A 25,142-nucleotide genomic window follows, 5' to 3' on the forward strand; every position below is an offset into this window, starting at 1 on the left:
CGAGTTATAAATTAGCCTCCGCAAACTCAGCTAAGAGTGATCGTGGTACGGCTTTTAACTGTATATTCCCTCCATGCTTAAAGCCTTTAAAACGTTCTGTTAAATAGGTTAAGCCTGAGCTAGTGGCTGACAGGTAGGGCGTATCAATCTGAGCGAGGTTGCCCAAACATATCACTTTACTGGCGTTGCCTGCTCGGGTAATGATGGTTTTGATTTGATGAGGTGTCAGGTTTTGGGACTCATCAATAATGATGAGGCTTTGTTGGAAGCTTCTACCACGGATATAGTTGAGTGATTTAAAGTGGAGTGGGACTTTTTCCATAATATAGTCGACACTACTTGTTGTGCACTCATCATCACAGTGCAGTGCTTCTAAGTTGTCTGTAATGGCTCCCAACCATGGTTCCATTTTTTCTTCTTCAGTACCTGGTAAAAAGCCTATATCCTCATCTAAACCTTGAACGCTTCGAGTTGCGATTATACGACGGAAGCGTTTTGTTACTACTGTCATCTCTATCGCTGCAGCTAATGCCAGTATGGTTTTGCCAGAGCCGGCAGCACCCGTTAGATTTACCAGATGTACATCAGGATCAAGTAATAAGTTGAGGGCCATCGCCTGATAGATATCAAGTGGTTTAAGTCCCCAAGCTTCCTGCTCAATGAGCTGATTATAATGTAAGTGTAAGAGCGTCACTTGCTCATCTGTGACTTCAGTAATACGACCAATGATGCCTTGGGCATCAAGAATAAACATGTTGGGGTATACATCTTGTAGAATGCCTTCTCTGGGCAGGTAATGAATGGTTTTACCTTCTAACTGAATGGTTTCTACCTGAGCGATGTTATCCCAAAAGTTTCCTGCAATTTCGTAATAGCCTTTACTTAATTGAGCTATATCGGATACAAGCTGATCGTTATGGTAATCCTCGGACTCAATACCACACCCTCTTGCCTTCAGACGCATATTGATGTCTTTTGTAACCAAGACAATACGATCATCAGGGCGATGTTGCTGCATTTGGTAAAGGGTATTAATAATGGTGTTATCGTTGATATGGTTGGGGAGGTAAGAGACGTTGTTGGCGTGTTGTGGCATGAGAATAGTCAGTGAACCATTAGGTGGGCTTCTATCCCCTCGTCGAATAGGGACGCCTTGCTCTATTTCTTGGGGAGACGCAGAACCTAGAATGGTATCAATAGCGCGGATCGCCTGACGACAGTCAGCAGCAATAGTGTGTTTACCGGTTTTTAATTTATCCAGTTCCTCCAGAACTGTCATTGGGATTATTACGCGATGTTCATCAAAATTTAATAAAGCATTGGGGTCATGAATTAAAACATTAGTGTCGAGGACATAGTTGATGGGCAGAGACAAATCGGGTCTTGCTTGAATCAGGTTGTCCATAGTGATGGTTACCTTGTTAGGGCTAATGATAAAAGTAACAATCCTTTCTACCAGTTTATACCTTGTTTGATGTATAGCATTTGCTATGGGTATAAGATATTCGCACTAACTATTAAGAACAACTATTCAATTTAAAGCGTTTTATTTTCCCCCTTTAATAATTTGTCGCGCAATGATTCGGATTGTTAAAATAACTAAGATATAAACTGATTGCTAGAATCAATCCTTACTATAAATATTAACTAAGAATTCGTGACTGGCAAGGTTAAGAAAATAATAAGTTATTATGAAAGCTTAGCCTATTTGGGTTTGTGATACATGATGCATTATAAACAGTAGGTTTCTCAGAAGGAAAAAATGTACATGGTTTGTAACTTAATCGACATACTTGAGTGTTAAGAAAACAGACGAAGAAATTAAATATGATTAATTTATCGAAAACATATTAAAACATCTTCGTTAGATTTTAAGGTAAACACACATGATGGTGAGTTATAGAAATGACTCACAACGGAGAAAGGGTGCTAAACGTAGTGCTAACAACTGTAGTTTTAGATTAATTATATTTTTTACAGTCGCTAGCAGAATTTCGTTTTAACGGTGATGTTTTTTGTAGTGCTTACGAGGACGTCGTTGGGTCTTTTGGGGGGTAATGTCCAGAGGTCTGAAAACATTTTCTGGCGGTTGCTGGTAGTCTAATTTTTTACCCAAAAGTTCTTCTATAGCTGGAATTGCAAAGGCATCATTTTCGCCGGCAAAGCTAATTGATATGCCATGCTTGCCTGCACGACCTGTTCTACCGATACGGTGTACATAATCTTCAGGATCTTCAGGAAGTGCATAATTAATGACGAGATTAACGTCATCGATATGTATTCCTCGGCCCGCAACATCCGTTGCAACCATCACATTAATAATACCACGTTTAAAATTTTCCAGTGTTTTAATGCGCTTCTGCTGATGTACTTCGCCTGATAATAATGCGACTTTAAAGCCTTGTTCTTTAATTTTTTCAGCAATGTGGCGAGTTTCATCTCTCCTGTTGGCAAATACAATGGTACGACATTCACCTTGCTCTCGTAGGATATTACACAGGACAGTGAACTTATCCTGATCCGTGACTAAATATAGTTTTTGCTCAACAGTATTGGTTGCCACCGTTTCAGGTTCTATTTCGACTTTAGTCGGTTTATAGGTCCATTGGTCCGAAAGGTTTAAAATATCTTGGGTAAATGTTGCGCTAAATAGCAACGTCTGACGATCACCACAACGGGGTGTTGCTCGGACAATACGACGGACTTGTGGGATAAAACCCATGTCAAGCATACGATCAGCTTCGTCTATTATCATGATCTCAATCAGATCAAGGAATAAATCTCTACGCTGTATGAAATCAAGTAAGCGCCCTGGTGTGGCTACAACAATGTCACAGTAGTCAGAATTCATTTGACGAAGCTGCTTCTCGTAGTCCATACCGCCGACTAAGTTAATCACATTTAATGGGGTGTACTGAGTTAGCGCTTCAGCATCTTTACTAATTTGTAAAGCCAGTTCTCGTGTAGGCGCTAATACTAGAGCACGAGGCTCTCCTGTATAGCGTGGCTCAGGTGGTGGCACTTCTAACAACTGTTTAATTGTAGATATTAAAAATGCGGCGGTTTTACCTGTACCCGTTTGTGCTTTCCCAATGGCATCACAACCTTCTAGAGTTATCCCCAAAACTTCGGCTTGAATGGGGGTACAGTATTGAAAACCCTGATCCTGTATGGCATGCATAAGAGGAGAGGGTAAGTTAAAGTCATGAAAGCGAGTCTTACCTGGTTCTGGGGGTACGATGAATTGGCTTAAGTCCCAATTAGTCTGACGTTTAACTTTAGCTGTTCGAGTATCGGGCTTACGCTTTTTGGGCTGTTGACGAGTCGATTTTTGTTGATCTTGAACTGTTTTCTTGTGATCACCTGTTTGACTTTGATAGGGCTTGCTAGTGTGATTCGTTGTGTTCTCAGTAGCACTGTCAGCGTGTTTTTTTAGAATATTTTTGATGCGTTTTAACAAAATTCACCTTTCCATTGCATTGAATGACCTGCTTAGTTTACCTCAGTGGATAAAATTGCAAAGTCTGGAAGCTATTTTTGTATAGTCTTTGTGAATCATCAAGAATGACTTATGTATAACCTCCCTCGCAAGTAAATGCTTATTGTTGGGTAAACTAGTCATTTCTATCACTTTTTAGGTTCTCTCCAACATCAAACATACCAATAAAAGTGCTTTTTTCCTTGATGTTTGTGTTAGTTAAGTACGTTAGATTTTACTGGTGCTTAATATAGAGTGTAGGTCGCTATTGTGAAGCATGCAGTAGTAGCTTAGCCCTGATGGCTTCTTTATAGACTTGTTGTAGCTATATTTAGGTAGGCTCGTAAGTGTACAGCAAAATAGTAGTCACTATTGAACATGAAGGAATAACGATTCAATTTGCATCTATTCGCAAAAGATAAGTTAGCGGTGCAAGTGCTCAGGCATCAAAGCATAACTGCTTTAGTGTCTAAGCACTGACGTGTAGGTCGGCACTAGGCTAGACAGCGAAGTGAACTATTGCTTAGCTGGCCAGCAAGGTGAAAAAAGTTAGAGCGAGCAGGTGTAATCACCTGGCCTGCACTATTCAAAGCACCTGCTTGATAAGAAGACAGTAACTGAATTTTGCCTAGTAACTGTTTATTTAAGCTATCAATCTGTGTAGCTGGAATTCTGTATTCTGTATGTTCGGGACCACCAATACGCTTCACTTCAAACTGCTCAAGATAATGAGAATTAATATCAAAGCTGACAATATGGGCAGCACCAAATTGTGGAAGATACCACTCGAGAGCAAGTCTGCGAGCGAATGATTCATGAAGCAAAGGGTAGAAGAACTTTTGTTGCATCTCCTCACCCGGAAAAGCAGCAAAGTCCCGTTGCTTCAGATGTGCCAGTTGTTCTGGACCAATTGGGCGGTAAAGCGTTGTTGTTTTCATGGGTCGTCAAGCTGCAAAAGAAAATTTAATTGCCTGCCTTATGTAATGCAGTATAGAGATTAAATGGTAAAGTGCTGTGCGTTTGTTAATGTTTTTAGTTGCTGTTTTGTTTTTTTCTGTATTGCTTGCACTATATAACGATATGGTCCACCTGTCTCTATGGCATCAAAGGGATAGCAGGTTACTAAAATAAGTTGATTAAAGCTATTATCAAGCACTAATTTTTCGGTACGAGTATCAGCAATTTTAGTTTTTATGACTTGATAATGAAATTTTTGCTGGCGAGCTTCAAGTATTAATACATCACCTGTAGTTAGTTCTGCCAACGGGCTAAAGTGAGTATCACGATGACCACTGATCACCACAGTACCAGGATTTCCAGGTAAAGCTGAGGCGGAAAGATGTCCTGGCGCAAATGCCAACTCTCGCCCAGTAGCGCCAGATAAGACAATCATGGGTTTTTGGTGGGGCAAATAGAGTTGTGCTACAGGCCATGTATCTGCCCACTGCCATGGTTTTTGAACGTGCTTACCTTGTTTGCTGTTTTGCCAGGCCTGCTCAAGAAGAAATTGAGCGAGTGTTGCTTTTCCATATATATAGCTAGCATGTAGGGCATGCCAACCAGAACCTAACAAGAGAATAAGACCTAAGTACTTGAAATACTTATACTTCATGGTGTTTCCTTATAGTATTCCAACTTAAACAAAGTAAACCAAGTAATGCTGTGACAAAAGCCATTAGCAAATGCCATGGTGCCGTTGTGGCTGTTTGAGGAAAACCTGTTGTTTGATAGGCATTGCCATGAGGAAGCGCATTAGGAATGTGGGTGGATTGAGTTTGTTGATCCGCCGGTTTTACAATTTGCTCTGCAACAGCCACAAAGCTGGTATAACGTGAGGCAAGTTGGTGCGTCAGCGCAATTTGTGTAATTTGTTCCGGTAGTTCGCTGTTATTTGTTTGAATATACTCATCCTGAAGCGTTTCAATTTGTTGTCTTGCCCATAATTTACCAATGCCTTTGGCTGGCTGGTGTAATTGTTCTTTAGGAATTGTTTGTGTCCAAGGTTGCCTACCCATTTTGGCTTTAATCGTTAGTGGTGATTTAAGCGGTTCTAGTTTTTTTGTGATAATTAACGGCTGACCCTGGTATAAGTCTGCGATTGTTTGTTGTTGTCCATCTGGCCAGGTTACAGTGATTCCTGAGGCAATAGGGTTTTGAATTTGATTAAATAAATATGTGATTCGTTGTTCAACCATATTTATATGAGAAATGTAAGTAAATGTGCCTCGCCCAAACTCGGCTGATTTTCGCATAAAATAGCTATTGGGTGCTGAACCTATACCTACGGTGAACAAACGGCGTGGCGCTAAATTTTGGTGTGTAAATTGAAGTATTTCTACTTCGTTTCCTACGCTACCATCGGTAATAAAAATAATTTGGCTGAGTTCGACGTCAGTAAGTGGCAAGGCAACAGCGGCTTGTAAAGCGGGCAGAATTTCTGTTCCTCCATCTGCAGTTAAGTCATCAATAAACTTAATCGCATCAGCCATACTTAACATGGATACTCGCTGAGAGCGTTCAAAAAGGGTTCTGGTTGTTGAATCAAACGCAATAATATTAAACCGATCATTAGGGTTTAATTGTCGTAATGCAAATTGTAAGGCGGCTTTTGCTTGTACTATTGAGCTTCCAGCCATTGATCCAGAAGTATCAATGATAAAAATTTGTTCTTTACTTAGAGGCGTTTTATTTTTTTGTATTTGGGGAGGCGCAATCATTAACAGGCCGTAGGTTTCATTATTAACCTCTTCAGTGAAAAAAGTCGCCTGAGGTTGGAAGGCTGTTTGTGGTTGCCATGTTAACTCTAAATCACGGTCAAAGATAACAGCATCATTTTTCAGTTGGACTGTATATTGATGGTCATTTTTATTGATTTTGAGTTTATGGGTTGAGCTATTCAAACTTACTAATGGTAAACCTGCATTAATATTAATAGTCAAATCTACTTTTAAAGGTGTTTGATGCGCAGAGCGTTGTGGTAACTGTGGTAATGATGCTGTCTGGGAGGAGGGTAGGTAGCTTGTCTTAGAGCCTTGGTATCTTGGGGTGATAGTCATTGGAAATCGTAACTGGTATTGATTACTAATGTACGGCACTGATTGCATATAAGAAATTTTAACTTCTATGGTTTCCTCTGGCGCAATATTGGCAACTTGTGTTGTGAATAAATTGGGGCGATGCTGTGATAAGAGTGAGGCTTGTTGACCTGCAGCTTTTGCCGTTGTGTAAATGTGCTTTGCTTCTTCTTTGCGTTTAATTAAGCCTTTGATCGTACGGCTACCAATGGTCATCTCCATAGCATAAACTGCAGCATTTTCAGGTAAAGGAAAAGCATAAACACCTTCAGCCCACTCAGAACTACTGTTTTTAAAGCGTTGAGTGACGGTAACAGCAGCCATTATGCCGTTTACATCAATATTTACATGATTGTCCAAGCGTAGTGCATTGATGTAAGCGTTTTTATTTTTGAGAAGTAAACTGCCAGAAGTGACTTCCTCCGGACTTTGGTATATCTCGTGGTAATGACTGATGTTACTGGCTTTAGCAGTACTAAAGCTTAACAGGCTTAAAAAGCAAAATAGCCACAAACCAATGGCCAACCACCCTAGATATTGATTAAGTGCTGCAAAATCGTCTTTCATTCTGAATGCTCCTTCCTCGTTATTGTTTATTTAACAAGGTAAAAGCGCCATTTTTGTTGGTCGAATGTGATGATTTGGGGAGCAATTGTGGCGAAATATGGCACAAATGACAGACTTGGCATTTTAAAAGACATCAGTTGCTTTTTAGCCCATCATTTATCTAAATAATAGAAAATATTTTGTTAATGACCCTATAGGTGATTGTTTTCATGTTCAGATACATTCCCGTTATTGCTTTTTTTGGTTTTATCTGTTGGATCATTGTTAGTGCAGATAGTGGCCAGCAAATCATTTTTATGAAAATGATGGCGGGTGTACCTTATGGAGATAAATTAGGCCATGTATTTTTATATGGGGTATTAACCTGGTTGTTAAACAGTGCACTTAACTACAAGGTAATAAAACTAAGAGAGAAGTCTATATTATTAGGTGCGGTGATTGTTTTTAGTTTTGCGGTACTGGAAGAAATAACCCAGCTTTATTTTCCTCAAAGAACGTTTGACTTGATTGATCTGACGGCTGATATTATAGGCATAACCCTTTTTTCATGGGTACCTTATATTTTTTATCGAAGAAAACAGCTTCAGACTGAAAGTGTATACCTACCATGATCCTCCCCTAATAGAGGCTGTCGCAAAACTACTGCGCTTGCAAATACTGCGTTAAAAATCAGCTCAAAATGCTCATTTATTAGCTATAAACTCCGCTTTTTCGCTGATTTTTGCCTGGTCTTTGCTTCGCTCCTGACCTTTTGCGACACCCTCAATAACGAGGTGTTACAAAAGGGGAGGAGATATTTTCTTTAAGCAGTTTGTTTTTTTGAGAAATAAATGCGTACTTTTTTCTTTAACTGGCTAATATCTTCTACAACGCCATAAAGTGATGGAATTAGGAACAATGTTATTACTGTAGCGAAGAGAATACCGAAACCTAGGGCTATTGCCATTGGAATAACAATTTTAGCCTGAAGGCTTTTCTCCAAAATGATAGGCGCTAGCCCTAAAAAGGTTGTCAGAGACGTTAATAGAATTGCTCGAAAACGTTCCTTACCCGACGCTTGAATGGCTTCACTAACACTTGTTCCTCGTTCTTTGACTTCTCTATTGATAAAGTCTATCAGGATTAAACTGTCGTTAACTAAGACCCCAGCAAGTGCGATGAGCCCATAAATCGACATCATACTAATGGGTACATTAAAGAACCAATGACCTGCCACTGCGCCAATCAGACCAAATGGAATAATGGCCATAATGATTAACGGTTGGCTATAAGATTTTAAGGGGATTGCTATTAGGGCATAAATAAGCAGTAGTCCAAAAATAGCCGCTTGAATCATTTTTTGGATGGTTTTTTGCTGCTCTAAACTAGCACCCTCTAAGTCGGTTTTAAGCGATGGAAACTGGCGTTTCAGTGATGGAATAAAGTTATCCTCTAAATCGCTGATAACTTCTTGTGGTTCTACTTTACTTGGATCAATATCAGCGCTGATCGTTACTACATTGGTACTATTTATTCGTCGTATTTCACTGGGAGCCGGTTCTTGTCGCCAACTAACAGCCTGATTGAGTGGCATGGTGTTTTCACCATCAACCCGTACTTTAAAATTAGCTAAATCGCCTAAATCAGAACGCTCATCTTTAGGATAACGAAGCATTACTTTTACTTCGCTGGTACCCCGTTGGAAGGTCTGGATTTCATCACCATGAACACCTTGTCTCAGCTGGTTGCCAATATCGGCCAGACGAAGTTGATAGGCAATAGCTTCAGGCATAAGAGACAGTACAAAGTCGGGGCGAGGTGCACTATAGCTACTTTCAATATCAAAAACACCATCATAGGTTGTCAGCTGTTTTTTAAACTCAGCGGTGGCTTGAATAAGCGCATCCTGATCCCGACTAGAAAACTGGAAGAAAATAGGTGAACCACCACCCGCATTAGTGCTGGAATCAAAGCTCAGTTTTTTGACGCCTGGTAGCGTGCCCACCGCTTTGCGCCAGCGATCACTGATGGTATTCGCATCCCACTGTCGTTGTTCAGATTTGGTCAGCTCAACAACAAGTTCACCACCTGTTTCCTCTGTGGTAAATGTGAGAAGGTGCTTTAAAAAGCCATCATTTTCAGAATATTGCTTTTTGTAGGCTTCATTAATATCAACGATTTTTTGTTCAATAAGCTTAAGTGTATGATTACGGCTAGTGTCGGATGTGCCGTCATTCATGGTCAGGTTAACTTGAATAAAGTCTGATGGCACATTAGGGAAAAATACAAAACGTACAATGCCACTTTGCAAAACACCGATGGTAAGCATGAGTAAGCCAGTAAACAGAGCAATTGTGGTATAACGCTGTTTATAGGATCGCACTAATAAGGGTAAGTAACCTTGTTGGATAAAAGATTGTAACTTGGCATCAAAACGATCTTGCAATTTGGTTAGCCAGGTTTTTTTATTGGGTTCATATTTCATGCTCACGAGGTGAGCAGGCAGAATGAGTTTTGATTCAACCAATGAAAAAAACAGACATAGAATAACGACCATCGCAATGGATTCAAAGAAGGGTGCAGCATTCCCGCCAACATTAAGAATAGGACCAAATGCCGCCATGGTGGTCAGAACACCAAAGGTGGCGGGGACAACTACGCGTTTAACACCTGCAAGTACACTTTGATGGCTATGGCCATATTTAACAATATGGGTGTAGGCGCTTTCTCCAATAATAATGGCATCATCAACAATAATGCCGAGCACCAAAATAAAGGCAAAAAGACTGACTATGTTGACAAATACAGGGAATGGTCCATGAGGCATTAACCATAAAGCCCCAAGAAAGCTAATCGGAATGCCTAACACGACCCAGAAGGCAACACGAATTCTTAGGAATATACTTAAGACGATAAAAACCAGTAAAGCACCGATACCCATATTTTCGAGCATCATGTTGAGCCGGCCTTTAAGGTAAAAAGATACATCACCCCAGTGGGAAATTTGCAGAGAAGGCGGCAGTTGTTTCTGTTTTTCTGCGATGTATTTTTTTACAGCATCGGCTGTTGCAATTTCATCATCACCTGCGGCTTCAACATATAAGCCAACGGATAATTTTTGATTGAAACGAGAAAAGTCACCCGTGTCAGCAAAGCCATCGGTTATTTTAGCAATATCTCCCAGTAGCAGCTGGGTACCGTCCTGGTTTGCGCGGATGATAATTCGGGAAAACTCTGCAACTGTTTTGGCCTGACCTTCAGCTCGTAATTGAATACGTCCACTTTTCGCTTTGATAACACCACTGGCGATATCAATTGAGCTGCGTTTTAGCGCATTGGCTATTTCATCAAATGTCAGATTGTAGGCTTGCAAGTCTTGCTCTGAAACTTCAATGGCTATTTCTGCTTCACGGACTCCATAAAGTTCTGCTTTGCTGACTTCTGGTAAAGTTTGTACTTCATCACGAACTTCCTCCCCGACGCGGTGTAACGTTGCATAGTCAACATCACCATAGAGTGAAGCCCAAATTACCCGCGTTTTTCGCTCACTTTTTTTGATATGGGGTTTTTCCACTGCTTCAGGAAATGACGTAATGCCATCAACAGCGGTTCTGACCTCATCCATAATGTCATCAACATTATAGCCATTAGTAACTTCTAGAGTGAGGTTGGTATAGCCTTCTATAGCAAAGGACTCTACTTTTTTGATTCCTGCAATATCCCTGATGGCTGATTCCACTCTTAACGTAACACTTTGGGATACTTCTGTCGGTGATGCACCTGGATAACTGATAGAGACAACAACGCTATCAAGGGTAAAGTCAGGAAACATTTGTTTTTTGATGTTAATTGCTGAAGATATACCCACTGCGAGTAAGAACATCATAAGCAAATTTGCTGCAACAGGATTGGCAGCAAACCAAGCAATGATACCCGACGATGACTTTGTCGTTTGCATATTTATTAGCCTAAAACTTTCTCTTGCTTATAAACCCCGTGCTTACGCACATAAATCACACAGCGTTGATCCTTGCATACCCAGTGTTTCAGACAGTTCACTTTAGCCTTCACTGGAATGTGCAGGGGTTGTTGCCGATTTTTTATTTGCTGATGTCTGTGTCGATTTTATAGCAACGGTTGATTGCTGGTCTGTTTTAGTGATACTCACTTGCAAGCCAGGAATAGGGTTTGGAATAGCCGTGAGGCATAGTCTGTCACCCTCAGTAAAATTATTTTTTATAAATGCGCTGGCACGTTGTTCTCGAATAAGTTTTACTGGATGTATACGCAGAGTGTCGTTTTTATCAATGACCAGTAGTTGTTGACGGTTAATCAAAAGATGACGTGGAATTTTAATGACATTTTCTGCGGTTATACCCGTAATGGTGGCTTTGACAAATGAGCCAATCGGGAGTGGTGCCTGTGCTTTTGGTTTTGCTGACGTAAGTGAATAAGGGTCTTTGATGCGGGCAACTAAGTAATGCATACGTGTTTTCGTATCGACGACAGCTTCTTGACGAATAATAACGGCTTGCCACTGATGATCAGGGTTGTGGTTTGAGACGAGTGTTACCTTTGGCCCTTTGAACTCACTTTGCCCAAAGTCGGGTAAGTTGAGATAAGGCATGTCGCTCCGTTTAACGGGTAAGCGAACTTCAGCATAATCCGTTGCAAAAGTGTCGCCCAGTTGTGTACCTGTTGTTACATACTGACCAACATCCACTTGGCGAGCTTTTGTCATACCATCATAAGGCGCACGAATTTCGGTTCGGGCAAGGTACTGTTGTGCTTTATGTAGATCGGCTTTGGCTGCATGTACGGCTGCTTTGGCTTCTTGTACATAAGGTTTGCGCAACACAAGGTCATTAGCTTGTTTCAAGGAACGCCCGCGCTGAGTCCAGTCAGTACGCGCTGCTTCCGCTTTACCTTGTTCTTCCATTAACTTGGCTTCGGCCTGGGCAAGCTGGGCTTTGGCCTGTTCAACAGCAACCTGATAATCAATGGCATCAATACGAAGCAGTATGTCACCTTTTTTAAAGGTGCCACCACTGACGAACGCAGGAGAAATTTCCAGAACGGTACCTGCCACTTGTGATATCAGAGTCGTTTCGGTGCGAGGGTTGATAGTACCCTGACTTGTAACACGAAACTGAACAGTCTCTTCAGTTAATGGTTTAGTTTCTACAACAAGTGGAGTAACAGGTTTTTCAGATTTGGCGGGTTCAGGTTTCATATTACTTAACTGCCAGGTAGCGGCAGATGCCAATGCTAATAAACCAATGGGGGTGATAACCTTAAGCCACCTCATGGATGTAAGTACTCCTAGATGCCAAATCAAACTGACAGGGTCATTTTATAAGGGCGAATACCATAGCAAGAACAAGAGTCTCTGCCAAAGAACATTTCACTTTATTAAGAAAGTCTTAATAAGAGTTTCACTAACCGATTTAGTCGCTTCACTCCAACCTGCATAACAGTCTTCAAACTAAGACAGGCTAGTATAAAAAATGATCCTACGTTATGTGAATATTATTTGTTTTTTGTGTGAAGAGTGTTGTTCTTTTCATTTTGAAGTAGTTGTACTTTCAAAGGAGGGAAATTTTCTCTCAAACCTTTTAATTATTTTCTAAATTAAATGTTTTTTAGAGAAAAAATAATAGCGTAAAGAGGAATAAAATCTGCCAAAAAAATTTTTACTAAAAATATACTCGTGTGAGCAAGAGTTTTCTAACTCACACAGAGCAATGATTAAGTAAATCACAAAGGAGTTGTGATAATAGGTAATTGGTTGACACGATGTGTGGTTTTGGACTTTTCGGTAGTTGATTGATGTTGTTTAAGAAGTTTTCGTTTTACTCTGCGAGCGGTGTCGTAAGAGACATTGAGTTCATGCATGAGTGATAATGCAGACAGTTTCTTTTGATGAGCAAGAAGATAAGCAGCTCTAAACCAGTCTTTAAGGGGGAGTTTAGTGCCCTGGAATATTGTACCACTGATAAGAGACTGCTGACGGTGACAATGGTTACATTGGTAGAGTGGACGTGTTTTAAGGGTACAATGCTTAGCACAACCACAGCTTGGACAACGGAAACCTTCAGGCCAGCGGAGTTGAAATAACAACTCGTGACATTGACTTTCTGTGCCAAATTTATCTGTAAAGTGTTCAAACCCCTGAGCTTTGACAAGCGATACTAAATCAATTTCCATGATGAATCCCTTCTGCAATGATGAATGTATTGCGGATTTGTCCATTGTATTAGTCGTCAATATACGTATATTGATCTCTATCAGGGTTTTTCGGCTGAATTAGATGGGTAATTTATAACTCATACATAATGAGCGCTACTCGTTTTGCCTGAGAACTCTGTTGTTGAATTTCTGTTAATCCTTTCCTCTCTTATCTATAAGTCGTTCGTTGTTAATCTTTATAACTTACTCTTGATAGTTGTAGTAGTTGTCATTGAGCTTAACGCGCCGCATAATTGGCGACAGTTTGTTCTGGTGGAGGCTTAGATGCAGCGTTATATCGCCATCGTAGAAGATGAAGCAGCCATTCGTGAGAACTATCGAGCAGTACTCACACGTTATGGTTATCATGTCAGCATGTATAGTAACCGCCGAGAGGCGATGGCGGCATTCAATAAGCAGCTTCCTGAGCTGGCTATCATTGATGTTGGCTTGGAAGATGAAATTGAAGGAGGCTTTGACCTTTGTCGCGAGCTTCGGGCTATTGCACCACAGTTACCCATCATTTTTTTGACGGCTCGAGACAGTGAGTTGGATGCTATTTCTGGTTTGAGATTGGGGGCTGATGATTACCTGACGAAAGACATCAGTTTAGAGCATATGGTTGCTCGCATTGTTGCGTTATTTCGTCGCGTTGATGCACTTCAGTCAAAATCACCTGCTGAGCAAGGTCAACAGCTATGCTGTGGCGATTTGGTGATGGACCTTGATCGAATGACCGCAAACTGGCAAGCGCAGTTAGTGCCTTTAACGTTAACTGAGTTTTGGCTGGTATACGCATTGGCGAGACACCCGGGCCATGTTAAAAACCGTCAGCAACTGATGGATGCGGCAAATGTCGTGCTTGATGATAATACGATTACCTCGCACATTAAGCGTATTCGTAAAAAGTTTTCGAAGCTAGATACTAATTTTCAATCTATTGAAACAGTATATGGGTTTGGCTATCGCTGGCATCCACAAAAATAGCAGCCTGTATGCGACTTCATATCCAATTATTTATTATCAGTCTCATTACTCTGGCTTTACCTTGGGCAGGTTGCCAGTATGTAAAAGAAACAGAAATCGCGCTACGTAGTGGTCAGGAGCAAGCAGTACAAGCAACGGCCAATGCGATTGCAAGTACACTGACCACAGTGACTTGGCCCAATGTGGTGGGAGAGCAAGTGCTTTATGCACACCCATTGAACATGCCTCTGGTGATTGATGGCTATCATGAAGACTGGCCATTTTCTAATCCACAGATTAATCACTTTCTTAGCTTAAAAAAAGAACCCATGGTAATGCGCTTAGGGGCAGGAGGGGACCAGGCACTTTACTTACATATTACGTATCAGGATGATCGCGTCATCTATCAGACACCTATGCAGCGCTCGATATTTGCATCTGATGCTTTGTTAATTCGAGTACAAAGTGGCAGCGAGCATCAGGCCTATTTAGTGCGTACACCGGCACCAGGTAAAGTTATTGCTGAACAAATTATTATTGAAGAAAAACAAATTATCCTTGTCCCTGAACCTAATATTCAGGGACAGTGGCAAGAGACTGCTCAAGGCATCAATATCGAGTTACGTATTGCCCATCAGCAGGTAGGAGATCGTGTCGCTGTGGGTATGGTTGACTATGACTTTATTAACCAGATACAAACAGTAGGAGCGCTTTTTAGTGAGACAGTGATTGGTGAAGATAGTCTAATTGCTGCTCTAACCCAGCCAGAATCTATACCTTACCGACTTGTTACGCCTGCGCCACATTTACAAGCGCTGTTATCCCCCTTTGCTTCATTAGGGCAAGAAGTGGTGCTGGTAACTCCGCAAGGGTGGGTGCTTGCTTTAGCAAAACCTAAAAATTCAGCATTAGATGAAGACATCGCACAGCAGCACGTGGTAGTCCCTTATTGGCAAAGGACCTTATTACACTGGATTTTGTCCTCGTCAACGCCTCTACCAGAATGGTCTTTGCAATCGGGTCGGGTGAATTCTGAATTTATGCAGCATGTTTTGCAGAATAGTTTAGCTTCGCAATGGTTTCAGGGAAGTAAGCGATATACCAATAAAGTCGTTGCAGGAACACCTGTTGTACAAAGTGACAAGGTTATTGGTGCAGTATTTGTTGTGAATGCTTCTGATGAAATTGTCTCGCTGACGGATAAAGCCTGGCTAGGTATGATAGGCGTTACTTTTTGGGTAATTACGCTCGTTATCGTGGTGTTAGTGGGGTATGCGATACTGTTATCAAGTCGTATACGACGATTGAGTCGTCTTGCTGAGCAGGTGTTAACAGCAGAAGGACAGTTAGCACAAGTGTTTCCTGCATCAAAGCAGAAAGATGAAATAGGGGACTTGTCCAGAAGTTTTAAAGTATTGCATCAGCGACTGTGGGACTATATGCATTATTTACAAAGTTTATCGAGTAAATTGGCTCATGAACTAAGGACGCCATTAGCGGTTATGCGTTCTTCACTTGAAAATCTGGAGATGGAAAGCTCACTATCTGATAGTGCGAAAGATTATGTATTAAGGGCTAAAGATGGGGCCGACCGATTACGGCATTTAATTGATGCGATGAGCGAAGCGAAACGTGTAGAGCAAAGCCTAGCACAGGCAGAACCTGAATGTTTCCCACTTGATCAAGTGGTCAATGGTATGGTTCTAGCGTATCAAGATGTATATCCTAAACATCGCTTGCAGGCAAACATACAGCCAGGATCTTACCCTTTATGGGGAGAGGCTGATTTTATAGTACAACTGTTGGATAAGTTGGTTGATAATGCGGTTGATTTTACCCCAGCGCAAGGATTAATTCGCGTTGCCCTTAAACCGGAAAATGAAAATTATTATTTAACCGTATTTAATCAAGGCTCCTCTTTACCGGAATCAATGCGGGATCAGCTTTTTGATTCGCTGGTTTCTATGCGGAAAGAAACATCCTCTAAGCAACATTTAGGGTTTGGTTTACATATCGCAAAGCTAATCGTGGACTGGTTTCAGGGGCGTATTATGGCTGAAAATGCAGAAGAAGAGCTTGGAGTTATCTTTACTGTAGTGTTGCCAAAAATTAATCGCTATACCCAATGCTAGGGCCTATGTATAGACCTTGGTTTAGTTTTTAATAAAAAATTTAAGATGTAATGAGGTGAGCGCTGTGTCATCAGGTCTAACGGTTAATATTAAGGGCATACCAGTAAATATCGAGTACTCTGAAGGAAATACTCATGTAATAGGGTTGATGGATATGCCTTTTGAGTGGATAAAACAAGGTAAAAAGTCTGTTGAGATACGCGCTAATAGTGATGTTCGACCATTTGATTATGGGGTAATTAAACCCAACCATACTTTGTTTTTTATTAATGAACAGACCGGTGAATCATTAGAGCGACGTGTTATTCGAATTGATCATTATCAGACAGTAAAAGAGTTAATTAACACAGAAGGAATGAAAAACACATTACCGACTTTTGTTTCTATAGAAGATGCAATTGAGCTGATACATAGTTTTCCGGGCTATAAGCAGGGAATAATAAAATATGGAGTTTATGCGATAGAAATTATGTAGAGTGTCAGTTTCTTTATTTGCTTATCTTATAGTTGATAACCTTGGTTTCTATAGGGTTACGCTTATGTATGCTGCATTGATCTATCCCTTCCTTAAATATATAAAAAAATATTTGGTTACTTAATGCGTCGTATTGATGGCTTTATGTAAATTTTTGACTCATATTTGATTTTAGATTTTACCCATTAGTTAAGATACACCGCTGAAGGCTAAACAGTTGCTTAGAAATTGTATTTACAGTTTTGGGGTGTTTAATAGCCTATTTATCAAAGCACTATATTAAGAGCTGATTTATGAAAGGTAAAATACTTAACTTTGACGCTAGCACTAAGACAGGCATTATTTCTGGTGATGATGGAAAGAGATATAACTTTCAAGCCAAAGATTGGAAGTCCGCATCTGAGCCACGTGCAACATTGAAAGTTGATTTTGCAGTAAATGGTGAGTTAGCGATTGAAATTTATGCTGATAGCTCGTCAAGTAGTGGTTCTTCAAAGAAAATCGCTGCTGCATTGTTTGCTTTTTTTCTTGGAGCCTTTGGTGCGCATAAGTTTTATCTAGGGTATACCAAGCAAGGTGTGATCATGTTGCTGGTATTTATTTTTGGGATGATTCTTTTGGGTATCCCTTCAATGATTATTGGCATTATTGCATTTATTGAGTTTGTTCTTTACTTAACTAAATCGGATGAAGAGTTTGAGCAATTGTATATCATAGGTAAAAAGCCATGGTTTTAGTTTTTTTTTCATTTATTTTAGCTACTTATTAATGATAGCCTTAATTTTAAGGCTATCTTTTTTGCGATTACTGTGAGTGATAATATTATGAGTCAGCTTTGGATATTTTATAGCAAGCTTGAAGAAGCTAACGTGCTGTCAACGAATAACATAGAGTTCTGGCTAAACAGATCATAACTCACTTATTTATATGAGAATTTTTCTTGAAAGAATCATTAATATTACCATTATACTTATCCGCCTGCGTCCTTAGTGTTCATCTCCTCCCCCAAATACCAAACCCTACCATATAGATGACAAGTAATGTACTTTTGTTGGTGTGTTTTAGGTAGGTGACATCTGTATTTGATAACTGATAAATAAGCTTGTAGTGGTGGAATTAGTTAGATAGCATTGAGCTTGCAACTTTGTTGTACATTTGTGTTATAAGTTTCATTTTTCGAAAGAACTAAGGATAGGTTCAACTAATGAAGAAAACAACCATATTTAATTTTGTTGCAGCAGTTACATTATTATCAGGTACTGCTAGTGCGAATGCAGCTTACTTTATGGATGATTATACCCTTACCAAAGACTGTGGCGCATTTGCTGTCTATGCAGGACCCAATATGCCCTCTGAACATGGCGGTGTGTGTTTAGGGTTTTCTGAGGGTGTTTTTAAATTACATACAAGCTATACCAATGATAAGAGTTGTGAGAATGGGGGAGCATATGTTGGTCCGAATAGACCAGACCTACATGGTGGTACTTGTATTTGGGCTCAGGGATATCAGTTAAAGTCTACCTATACAACATCAAGGAGTTGTGGACTCAATGCTACCTACGTCGGGCCAAATCGGCCAGATAAGCATGGAGGCACTTGTCTTTCCATTGTTGAGTAATATTTTATAGAAAGTTTTGTGTAAGGGGCAAGGTAAGGTCCTTGCCCACGCGTTTGCTGCATCCCTGTGGCAAACAGTTCGATACTCTTGGCCCTGCTAGCTTCATTACGAATTGTTTTTATCTGCAAATGAGTGAGTAAGGTTACTCTTGTAGTTCTTTTAATGCTAATTGTTTTTCTAATTCTGCTGGTGTCAATAAATTATTGATTATGATGCCTGTCAATTGATGAAATAGTGAATATTGTTGTAGCTCAGTTAATGTTAATGATGGAAAGTGATTGTCTCGCAAGTAATGTATTAGTTTAAGCGTTTTAAACCCATCAAACCAATGGTGAAAATGTTCTTTTAGCTTTTTTTCTGTTAGTTTTTGCTGAATAATATGTTTTTCAAACTGGTGAAATTTTAAAGTAGCAAGCGCCTCAATGATGTACTGGGGCAAGTGATTAAGCTGTTTTTTTAGTGATTCTGGTGTCACTGTGTTTTCTGTTTTAAAGATAGATAATAGTTTTTTCAGGGCATTAAAACATTCTGGGTTATAGTATAAATAGTCTTTTGTTGGTTCGTTCAGCGTTGAAATAGTCTGTAACGCAGGACCTGTTCCAAACGGAACGCGGTCAGATAAGCGTGCATCTATAATAATAGGTTGGCCTTTGAGTGAAATGATTTTACCGACCTTGGCTAATTTATTTAAGCAATAGAAGTCTTCTCCTGCATTACGGCAGGGAAACCCTCTCACTTTTGCATAGGCTTCGTAATGAATAGAGAGTAGGCTACCTGTTGTATGAAAGGCGTAAGGTGAACCTGCCCAGCGTAAACCTAATACATAATAACGAAGTCGAATATCGTACAATTGTTGACTAACCGTTAAGTTATGGCTATCTGCCTGGTGTTGGTAATTATAAATAAAGGCACTGCTGTGAGTTGATGCTAATGGATGTTCTATGACTTGTCCTAAATAGTTGTCAGGTAATACCGTATCCATATCTGTTGAGAAAATCCAGGGTAAATGAACAATGCCTTGATGTATCAGATGGCAGGCAATATCAGCGCCTATTTTTCTGGCGAGGCCAACACCCGCTTTTACTGGAATAAGGTTGGATTCCATTGAGCGGTTAATGACATAAAGCCAATGATGTTTAAATGGTACTAAACTACTCTGACTCGTTTTATGATCAATATTGAGTTGGTTTAAAAGCTTACGGTTGCTATTCAACTGGGTAGAAGACACATTACTGGGAGCGTTAACCACAAGTACTATGAGCCAGTTGTCTTCAATATTCAGTGGTTGCAAAAGACGCGCTAATGATGGTAAGGACTCATTAAAACAGGGTACTACCAGTACACTTTTAAACTGCCTTGTTCCTATTACGGGTAAAATTTGTTGTGTTTCTGTTTCGGTATACTTCAGTAAGTACTGTTGAACTAATGATGACATGGTAGTAGCTGGATTAAACCTTCAACGCTGAAAAATATACTTTTCCAAGAGAACATATGCCCTAGGTATATTTGTAAAGATTGGACATTTTAAAAAAAGATGAGCCTGGACTCAAATGCCTGCTGTTGAAAAACTGTTTTAGTACTTGATATTTGTATTGTTTCCCTATAACGCACTATTCCGGAAATAGTTGAGTGCACATTGGTTTTATTCTGAGTTTATTGCTAACAGCTATATCGATATTGATGGGTAAGAATCAGTAGTGACGAGTGATAGCAGCGAATTGGTTTGGTGAGGTGTATCCAGGTTGGTTTGGTAATATTGGTTAATCACTGTATAAAGATACGATTGAGCATGTCTCAAGTACTTGTTATGTGATTACCCACGACCTTCATCAGGAGGTAAAAGCGTTAAGGGGTGAAATGAGTGAGTTGAAGTCTTTATTGTTATGGCAAAATGGTTATGGCAAAGAGTGAAAAGTTGATAAGCAAAGCTCTACTTCTCAACAAGAGACATTTCGGGTTTTATGAAAAATACGTAAAACTGGTTACACTTTTAGATGGTTGCATTTAAGATACATATCAGCCACGGTATCTTATAATTACGCGAAATGCTGAATATGGATCAGGATATCTCGCTAATAAGTGTTATTCGTCGTACTGTCTAGTTGAGGAGTAAAGTGTAATGCTTTTGTTGCATAAACCAGTGAAAGTGATTATCACAATGATCTTCTTATCACTGGTGTTGCAGGTTGGGCAGAGTTTAGCTGCTGAAAAGTCTCCCCCTGAAAATCAAGAGAAACCCAGTATTTTAGAGCGCCCACTCATGGAACGATATGTGCTGGATGAGTTAAAATCGTTACGTCAAGATCTCCTCTTACTCAAAAATGATGTCACACGTGATTTAGCGAGTACGCAATTACAAACAGCAGATCGATCCCTTCGATATACCACTGATACTGTCAATAACATTTTTTTCATTATCACGGCGGCAACTTCAATACTGATCATTGCGGGTTGGAGCTCTCTTCGTGATGTAAAAAGTAAAGTAGATGAGCTGGTTGACTCAAGGGTACGTTTGATCTCACAAGGCTATGAAAAACGGCTTGCAGAGCTTGAGAAGAAACTTCGACAGCGTACGGATCAAATTATTCAAGCGCAGGAAGAAATAGCGCTCACTAACAATATTCACTCGTTATGGATGCGTTCTGGTTTAGAGTCAACGCCTCAATCTAAGATAAAAATATATGATCAGATATTAAGTTTAAACCCTGAAGATGTTGAGGCTTTAACCTATAAAGCTGATGCCGCGTTAGAGCTTGAAGAACCTCAGTGGGCTTTGAGTTTGTGTAATAAAGCCTTGGAAATTTCATCAGAATATCCTTATGCCTATTATCAGCGTGCATGTGCTCATGCAACGTTAGGATTAGATGATCAGGCAGTGGATGATCTTACCAAAGCACTTGAGTTATCAAGTACGTATGCAGATGAGATGAAGGAAGAACCTTCGTTTAAATCGTTATCTGAAAATGAGCGCTTTTTAGCATTAGTTTCTCATCATTAGCATTTGAGTGGGTGTTTTCAGTATGCGTACTTTGTTAGACTAAATAGTCAGTGAGTGTTGTGTAACTATATTTATAACAGCTTTTAACGTCATTTTTTGAAGTTTAAACCTGGGCAGCAGAGAACTTTGATCTAGACTATGGTGTTTGTTATGTTTATCCAGTGAGGTATTTTATGGAACTCATTCAACAGCTCTTCATGCTGTCAATACTGATATTGGCTGGTGTGCTAACAGTCGTTAAGACGAAAGGGGACAAAACATCCATGCGTGTTTTAAAGTTCCTTGGGATCTTTGTTTCAAGCGTTCCTATTATTGGTATAATTCAAGGTTTTATTGTGAGAAAACGATCTCCTTTATACTCGGATGCTTGTTTTATTCAGGCTATTTATTGTGGTATTGGGTATATTATTGTAACTCAAGTACTGCCTAAATATGTATGAAAGTGAAATGGAAAAACTGAATTATCATATTGGCTTGTTTGGTTTATTTTAATAAACATCCTGTTTAGCCTTGTTTTTTTAAGCATTTTCTTAAGTGCTGTATGATGGCATAAAATACGGGAACCAAAAGAGTACCAACAACACCAGCCGCCAACATTCCCCCAAAGACACTGTAACCAATTGAGTGTCGGCTGGCTGCTCCTGCTCCCGTGGCAATAACAAGTGGAACAACCCCGAGGATGAATGAAAAAGCTGTCATGAGGACAGCCCTGAAGCGTAATGTTGCTGCAGTGACTGCGGCATCCTGTATGGATAAACCTTCAACTTCATGTTTTTCTTTGGCAAATTCGACAATCAGAATGGCATTTTTACTGGCAAGACCAATTAATAGTACTAAACCAATTTGGGTATATAAATTCACGTCTGATTGCGCAATCCATACATTTAAGAAAGCGCCCAAAATAGCGATAGGAACTGCAAGAATGACTGCCCATGGAATAAGCCAGCTTTCGTATTGTGCAACTAAAAACAAATACACAAATATTAAAGCAAGAGAAAACAGTAAAGGTGCCAGGTTACCCGCTGCTAGCTCTTGAAACGTCATCCCGGTCCATTCAAAACTGTAACCATTAGGTAGAGTTGCTTTGGCTGCTTGTTCCATCGCGGTGACGGCTTGCCCTGAGCTATAACCAACAGCAGGCTGACCGTTAATAGTAACGCTGGTAAAAAGGTTATAACGATTTATAACATCAGGGCCTAAAAGCGGTGTGACTGAAATGAGGGTGCTCAAAGGAACCATTTCACCAGAAGCACTACGAACATAGAAGCGCTTTAAATCATTTTCATCGTTGCGAAACTCAGGTTCAGCTTGTAATAGCACTTTATAGGTTTTGCCAAATTTATTGAAGTCATTAACATACAGTGAGCCGAGTTGCGTTTGTAACGTACCAAAAATATCAGAAAGTGGTACACCTAAGTTTTTGACCTTTTCACGCTGAACATCAATAAACATTTGGGGAACATTGGCACGGAATGTACTAAATGCCACTCCAATTTCATTGGTTGAGTTGGCGGCTAACAGTAAGCCGCCCATAACCTGCGCTATTTCTCTTGGATCACGACCAAGTTGATCGGTTAACACAAACTCAAAGCCACCAGTGGTGCCAAGGCCAGGAATAGCTGGGGTACTGAATGCTGTTGCTTTTGCTCGAGCAATAGTGGAAAGTTTAGCCTGCACCTGTCGAATAATCGCAGATTGATGTAATTCAGGCTCTTCTCGTTCATCCCATGGATTCAGTACAGCAATGGCTAAGCCTGCATTGGATGACATAGCACCATTGAGTATGCTGTAACCAGCAACGATCATTACATCAGAAACACCTGGTACGGCTTTGACCATCTCTGTTACTTGATGCATAACTTCAGCGGTTCTGTTTAAAGATGCACCATCAGGAAGTTGTACATCAATCATAAAGTAGCCTTGGTCTTCTTCAGGAATAAAACCTGTAGGAAGCTGTTTTGCAAATACAAGTAAAACTGCAATTAAAGCTAAAAAAAGTAAACCAACGATCAATAATTTTCGAACCAAAATGGTGACGGCGCGTTGATATTTCCCTGTCAGCTTATCAAACCCTTGATTAAACCATCTTAAAATAAAAAAAGAAGGGGCTGCTGATGGTTTAAGGAGTGTGGCACACAGTGCTGGGCTTAGGGTTAGCGCATTAATGGACGAAATAAGTACAGAAACCGAAATGGTGATAGCAAACTGAGCGTACATTTGTCCTGTAATACCTGGCATGAGAGCAACGGGTGTAAAAACCGCGAGTAACACTAATGTTGTGGCGATAATCGGACCACTCACTTGTTGCATTGCTTTTACCGTAGCGTCAACGGGCGATAGTTTTTCTTCTTCCATTAAACGCTGAACATTTTCAATAACAACAATCGCATCATCAACGACGACACCAATGGCTAAAATTAGGGCAAAAAGTGAAATGGTGTTTATTGAAAAACCAATACTTAATAGAACGGCAAAAGTACCAATCAGGGATACTGGAATGGCAATGGAAGGGATTAATGTTGATCGCCAGTCTTGAAGAAAGATAAAGACCACGAGTATGACTAGAAAAACTGCAACGATAAGGGTTTCAACGACTTCGGCTATTGAGGTTTCAATAAAACGTGTTGTGTCGTATAGAATTTCATAGCTAATGTCATTGGGAAACTGTTTAGACAGCCGTTGCATTTCTTCTTTAACTTTTTCTGCAACGTCCAATGCATTGGCATCAGGTAGCTGGTAGACGGCAAGAATAACACTGGGGCTATTGTTGAGTTCACCAAACCAACCATAAGAGGCTGAGCCAAGTTCAATTCGAGCAACATCTTTTAAATAGATAGATGACCCATCATTTCGAGATTTGAGTATGATTTGCTCAAACTCTTCGGGAGATGAAAGTCGTCCTTTGGCTTGTAAAGAGTATTGAAACTGTTGAGTAGGTAATGATGGGGCTGCACCAATTTGACCTGCAGGTACCTGAACATTTTGTTCGTTGATAGCATTGTCGATGTCCTGTGTGGTAATTGCATAAGTGGACATTTTTGCAGGGTCAAGCCAGATCCGCATACCATAATCTTGAGCCCCTAAAATTTGAGCATCACTAACCCCTGTTACTCTTGCTAATGTATCTTTAATATTGATACTGGCGTAGTTTGATAAAAAGAGGCCGTCATAGGAATTATTGGGTGAAATCAAATTGACAATTAACAGCATGTCAGATGATTTTTTATCAACGGCTACACCTTGTCGTGTGACTTCAGCCGGAAGTTGAGGATTAGCCAATGCTACACGGTTTTGTACATTAATTTGGGCCATGTTTGGATCTGTGCCCACAGCAAAGGTAACTGAAAGCCGATAACTACCATCATTGGCGCTTTTAGACGACATATAAATCATATCTTCAACCCCATTGACTTGAGACTCAATAGGATTGGCAACAGTATCTTGTACAACTTTTGCGCTGGCACCAGGAAAATTGGCAGTGACTTCAATTACGGGAGGGGTAATTGGGGGAAATTGAGCAACGGGTAATACTGGAATAGCAAGTAATCCTGCAAGTGTAATGATAATAGAAATGACAAATGCAAACTTGGGGCGATAAATAAAAAACTGACTGATCATTGTGCGGCT

At 40.2% G+C, this 25,142-nt stretch carries 18 protein-coding genes; 8 read left to right on the forward strand and 10 right to left on the reverse strand.

Annotated features, from left to right (window positions below; translation table 11 throughout):
• Window positions 1-4: 4 nt before the first annotated feature.
• From ACQ96U_RS10845 to ACQ96U_RS10865, 5 genes are all read right to left on the reverse strand, one after another.
• On the reverse strand, window positions 5-1,405 hold the full coding sequence (locus ACQ96U_RS10845) for a PhoH family protein (RefSeq protein ID WP_431721270.1): 1,401 nt from the start codon (window positions 1,403-1,405) through the stop codon (window positions 5-7).
• A 594-nt stretch (window positions 1,406-1,999) separates the two neighbouring features.
• Window positions 2,000-3,460, reverse strand: a complete 1,461-nt coding sequence (rhlB, locus tag ACQ96U_RS10850) for an ATP-dependent RNA helicase RhlB (RefSeq protein WP_431721271.1) — start codon at window positions 3,458-3,460, stop codon at window positions 2,000-2,002.
• 512 nt (window positions 3,461-3,972) lie between these two features.
• Window positions 3,973-4,416 carry a hypothetical protein gene (locus ACQ96U_RS10855; RefSeq protein ID WP_431721272.1) on the reverse strand — a complete coding sequence of 148 codons (444 nt, stop codon included), beginning with the start codon at window positions 4,414-4,416 and terminating at the stop codon, window positions 3,973-3,975.
• Window positions 4,417-4,475: 59 nt separating this feature from the next.
• Window positions 4,476-5,090: a class GN sortase gene (locus tag ACQ96U_RS10860; protein WP_431721273.1), complete on the reverse strand. Its 615-nt coding sequence runs from the start codon at window positions 5,088-5,090 to the stop codon at window positions 4,476-4,478.
• Window positions 5,080-7,119 (reverse strand): marine proteobacterial sortase target protein, encoded by a 2,040-nt coding sequence (locus tag ACQ96U_RS10865; RefSeq protein ID WP_431721274.1) that lies wholly within the window; start codon window positions 7,117-7,119, stop codon window positions 5,080-5,082. Before ACQ96U_RS10865 ends, ACQ96U_RS10860 begins: the two co-directional genes overlap by 11 nt.
• 209 nt (window positions 7,120-7,328) lie before the next feature.
• On the opposite strand from ACQ96U_RS10865, the gene ACQ96U_RS10870 reads away from it, so the two are divergent.
• Window positions 7,329-7,730, forward strand: a complete 402-nt coding sequence (locus ACQ96U_RS10870) for a VanZ family protein (RefSeq protein ID WP_431721275.1) — start codon at window positions 7,329-7,331, stop codon at window positions 7,728-7,730.
• A gap of 191 nt (window positions 7,731-7,921) precedes the next feature.
• Here ACQ96U_RS10870 and ACQ96U_RS10875 read toward each other — a convergent pair whose 3' ends face one another.
• The 3 genes from ACQ96U_RS10875 to ACQ96U_RS10885 form a co-directional block, all read right to left on the reverse strand.
• A complete protein-coding gene (locus tag ACQ96U_RS10875; protein ID WP_431721276.1) occupies window positions 7,922-11,056 on the reverse strand; it encodes an efflux RND transporter permease subunit in 3,135 nt (1,044 codons plus the stop codon).
• Between the two features lie 102 nt (window positions 11,057-11,158).
• Window positions 11,159-12,406, reverse strand: a complete 1,248-nt coding sequence (locus tag ACQ96U_RS10880) for an efflux RND transporter periplasmic adaptor subunit (protein WP_431721277.1) — start codon at window positions 12,404-12,406, stop codon at window positions 11,159-11,161.
• A 449-nt stretch (window positions 12,407-12,855) separates the two neighbouring features.
• Entirely contained in the window at window positions 12,856-13,305 is a 450-nt protein-coding gene (locus ACQ96U_RS10885) for a transposase (protein ID WP_215818327.1), read from the reverse strand.
• A 306-nt stretch (window positions 13,306-13,611) separates the two neighbouring features.
• On the opposite strand from ACQ96U_RS10885, the gene pdsR reads away from it, so the two are divergent.
• The 5 genes from pdsR (at window position 13,612) to ACQ96U_RS10910 (ending at window position 18,517) form a co-directional block, all read left to right on the forward strand.
• Window positions 13,612-14,313: a proteobacterial dedicated sortase system response regulator gene (pdsR, locus tag ACQ96U_RS10890; RefSeq protein ID WP_431721278.1), complete on the forward strand. Its 702-nt coding sequence runs from the start codon at window positions 13,612-13,614 to the stop codon at window positions 14,311-14,313.
• A gap of 8 nt (window positions 14,314-14,321) precedes the next feature.
• Entirely contained in the window at window positions 14,322-16,424 is a 2,103-nt protein-coding gene (locus ACQ96U_RS10895) for an ATP-binding protein (protein ID WP_431721279.1), read from the forward strand.
• A gap of 64 nt (window positions 16,425-16,488) precedes the next feature.
• Entirely contained in the window at window positions 16,489-16,899 is a 411-nt protein-coding gene (locus ACQ96U_RS10900; protein ID WP_431721280.1) for a hypothetical protein, read from the forward strand.
• 293 nt (window positions 16,900-17,192) lie between these two features.
• Complete coding sequence (locus tag ACQ96U_RS10905; RefSeq protein ID WP_431721281.1) at window positions 17,193-17,636, forward strand: TM2 domain-containing protein; 444 nt, start codon at window positions 17,193-17,195, stop codon at window positions 17,634-17,636.
• 467 nt (window positions 17,637-18,103) lie between these two features.
• Window positions 18,104-18,517, forward strand: a complete 414-nt coding sequence (locus ACQ96U_RS10910; RefSeq protein ID WP_431721282.1) for a hypothetical protein — start codon at window positions 18,104-18,106, stop codon at window positions 18,515-18,517.
• Window positions 18,518-18,659: 142 nt separating this feature from the next.
• Here the strand turns inward: ACQ96U_RS10910 and ACQ96U_RS10915 are convergent, their stop codons facing one another.
• Window positions 18,660-19,952 (reverse strand): hypothetical protein, encoded by a 1,293-nt coding sequence (locus tag ACQ96U_RS10915; RefSeq protein ID WP_431721283.1) that lies wholly within the window; start codon window positions 19,950-19,952, stop codon window positions 18,660-18,662.
• Between the two features lie 684 nt (window positions 19,953-20,636).
• Here ACQ96U_RS10915 and ACQ96U_RS10920 point away from each other — a divergent pair.
• Both ACQ96U_RS10920 and ACQ96U_RS10925 read left to right on the forward strand, forming a co-directional pair.
• Window positions 20,637-21,515, forward strand: coding sequence for a tetratricopeptide repeat protein (locus tag ACQ96U_RS10920; protein ID WP_431721284.1), 879 nt, complete (start codon window positions 20,637-20,639; stop codon window positions 21,513-21,515).
• Between the two features lie 173 nt (window positions 21,516-21,688).
• Window positions 21,689-21,955, forward strand: coding sequence for a hypothetical protein (locus ACQ96U_RS10925; protein ID WP_431721285.1), 267 nt, complete (start codon window positions 21,689-21,691; stop codon window positions 21,953-21,955).
• Between the two features lie 64 nt (window positions 21,956-22,019).
• Here ACQ96U_RS10925 and ACQ96U_RS10930 read toward each other — a convergent pair whose 3' ends face one another.
• Window positions 22,020-25,133 (reverse strand): efflux RND transporter permease subunit, encoded by a 3,114-nt coding sequence (locus ACQ96U_RS10930; protein ID WP_431721286.1) that lies wholly within the window; start codon window positions 25,131-25,133, stop codon window positions 22,020-22,022.
• Window positions 25,134-25,142 lie beyond the last annotated feature (9 nt).

The organism is Zooshikella sp. RANM57 (genome assembly GCF_050749885.1).
Classification (GTDB): Bacteria; Pseudomonadota; Gammaproteobacteria; order Pseudomonadales; family Zooshikellaceae; genus Zooshikella.

Bases quoted from the DNA above. Each gene is read 5' to 3' on its own strand.
- ACQ96U_RS10885 (WP_215818327.1), bottom strand. From the start codon at position 13,305: ATGGAAATTGATTTAGTATCGCTTGTCAAAGCTCAGGGGTTTGAACAC.
- ACQ96U_RS10855 (WP_431721272.1), bottom strand. From the start codon at position 4,416: ATGAAAACAACAACGCTTTACCGCCCAATTGGTCCAGAACAACTGGCA.
- ACQ96U_RS10905 (WP_431721281.1), top strand. From the start codon at position 17,193: ATGAAAGGTAAAATACTTAACTTTGACGCTAGCACTAAGACAGGCATT.
- ACQ96U_RS10870 (WP_431721275.1), top strand. From the start codon at position 7,329: ATGTTCAGATACATTCCCGTTATTGCTTTTTTTGGTTTTATCTGTTGG.
- ACQ96U_RS10915 (WP_431721283.1), bottom strand. From the start codon at position 19,952: ATGTCATCATTAGTTCAACAGTACTTACTGAAGTATACCGAAACAGAA.
- ACQ96U_RS10880 (WP_431721277.1), bottom strand. From the start codon at position 12,406: ATGAGGTGGCTTAAGGTTATCACCCCCATTGGTTTATTAGCATTGGCA.
- ACQ96U_RS10895 (WP_431721279.1), top strand. From the start codon at position 14,322: ATGCGACTTCATATCCAATTATTTATTATCAGTCTCATTACTCTGGCT.
- ACQ96U_RS10910 (WP_431721282.1), top strand. From the start codon at position 18,104: ATGAAGAAAACAACCATATTTAATTTTGTTGCAGCAGTTACATTATTA.
- ACQ96U_RS10925 (WP_431721285.1), top strand. From the start codon at position 21,689: ATGGAACTCATTCAACAGCTCTTCATGCTGTCAATACTGATATTGGCT.
- ACQ96U_RS10920 (WP_431721284.1), top strand. From the start codon at position 20,637: ATGCTTTTGTTGCATAAACCAGTGAAAGTGATTATCACAATGATCTTC.
- ACQ96U_RS10845 (WP_431721270.1), bottom strand. From the start codon at position 1,405: ATGGACAACCTGATTCAAGCAAGACCCGATTTGTCTCTGCCCATCAAC.
- pdsR (WP_431721278.1), top strand. From the start codon at position 13,612: ATGCAGCGTTATATCGCCATCGTAGAAGATGAAGCAGCCATTCGTGAG.
- ACQ96U_RS10865 (WP_431721274.1), bottom strand. From the start codon at position 7,119: ATGAAAGACGATTTTGCAGCACTTAATCAATATCTAGGGTGGTTGGCC.
- ACQ96U_RS10930 (WP_431721286.1), bottom strand. From the start codon at position 25,133: ATGATCAGTCAGTTTTTTATTTATCGCCCCAAGTTTGCATTTGTCATT.
- ACQ96U_RS10860 (WP_431721273.1), bottom strand. From the start codon at position 5,090: ATGAAGTATAAGTATTTCAAGTACTTAGGTCTTATTCTCTTGTTAGGT.
- ACQ96U_RS10875 (WP_431721276.1), bottom strand. From the start codon at position 11,056: ATGCAAACGACAAAGTCATCGTCGGGTATCATTGCTTGGTTTGCTGCC.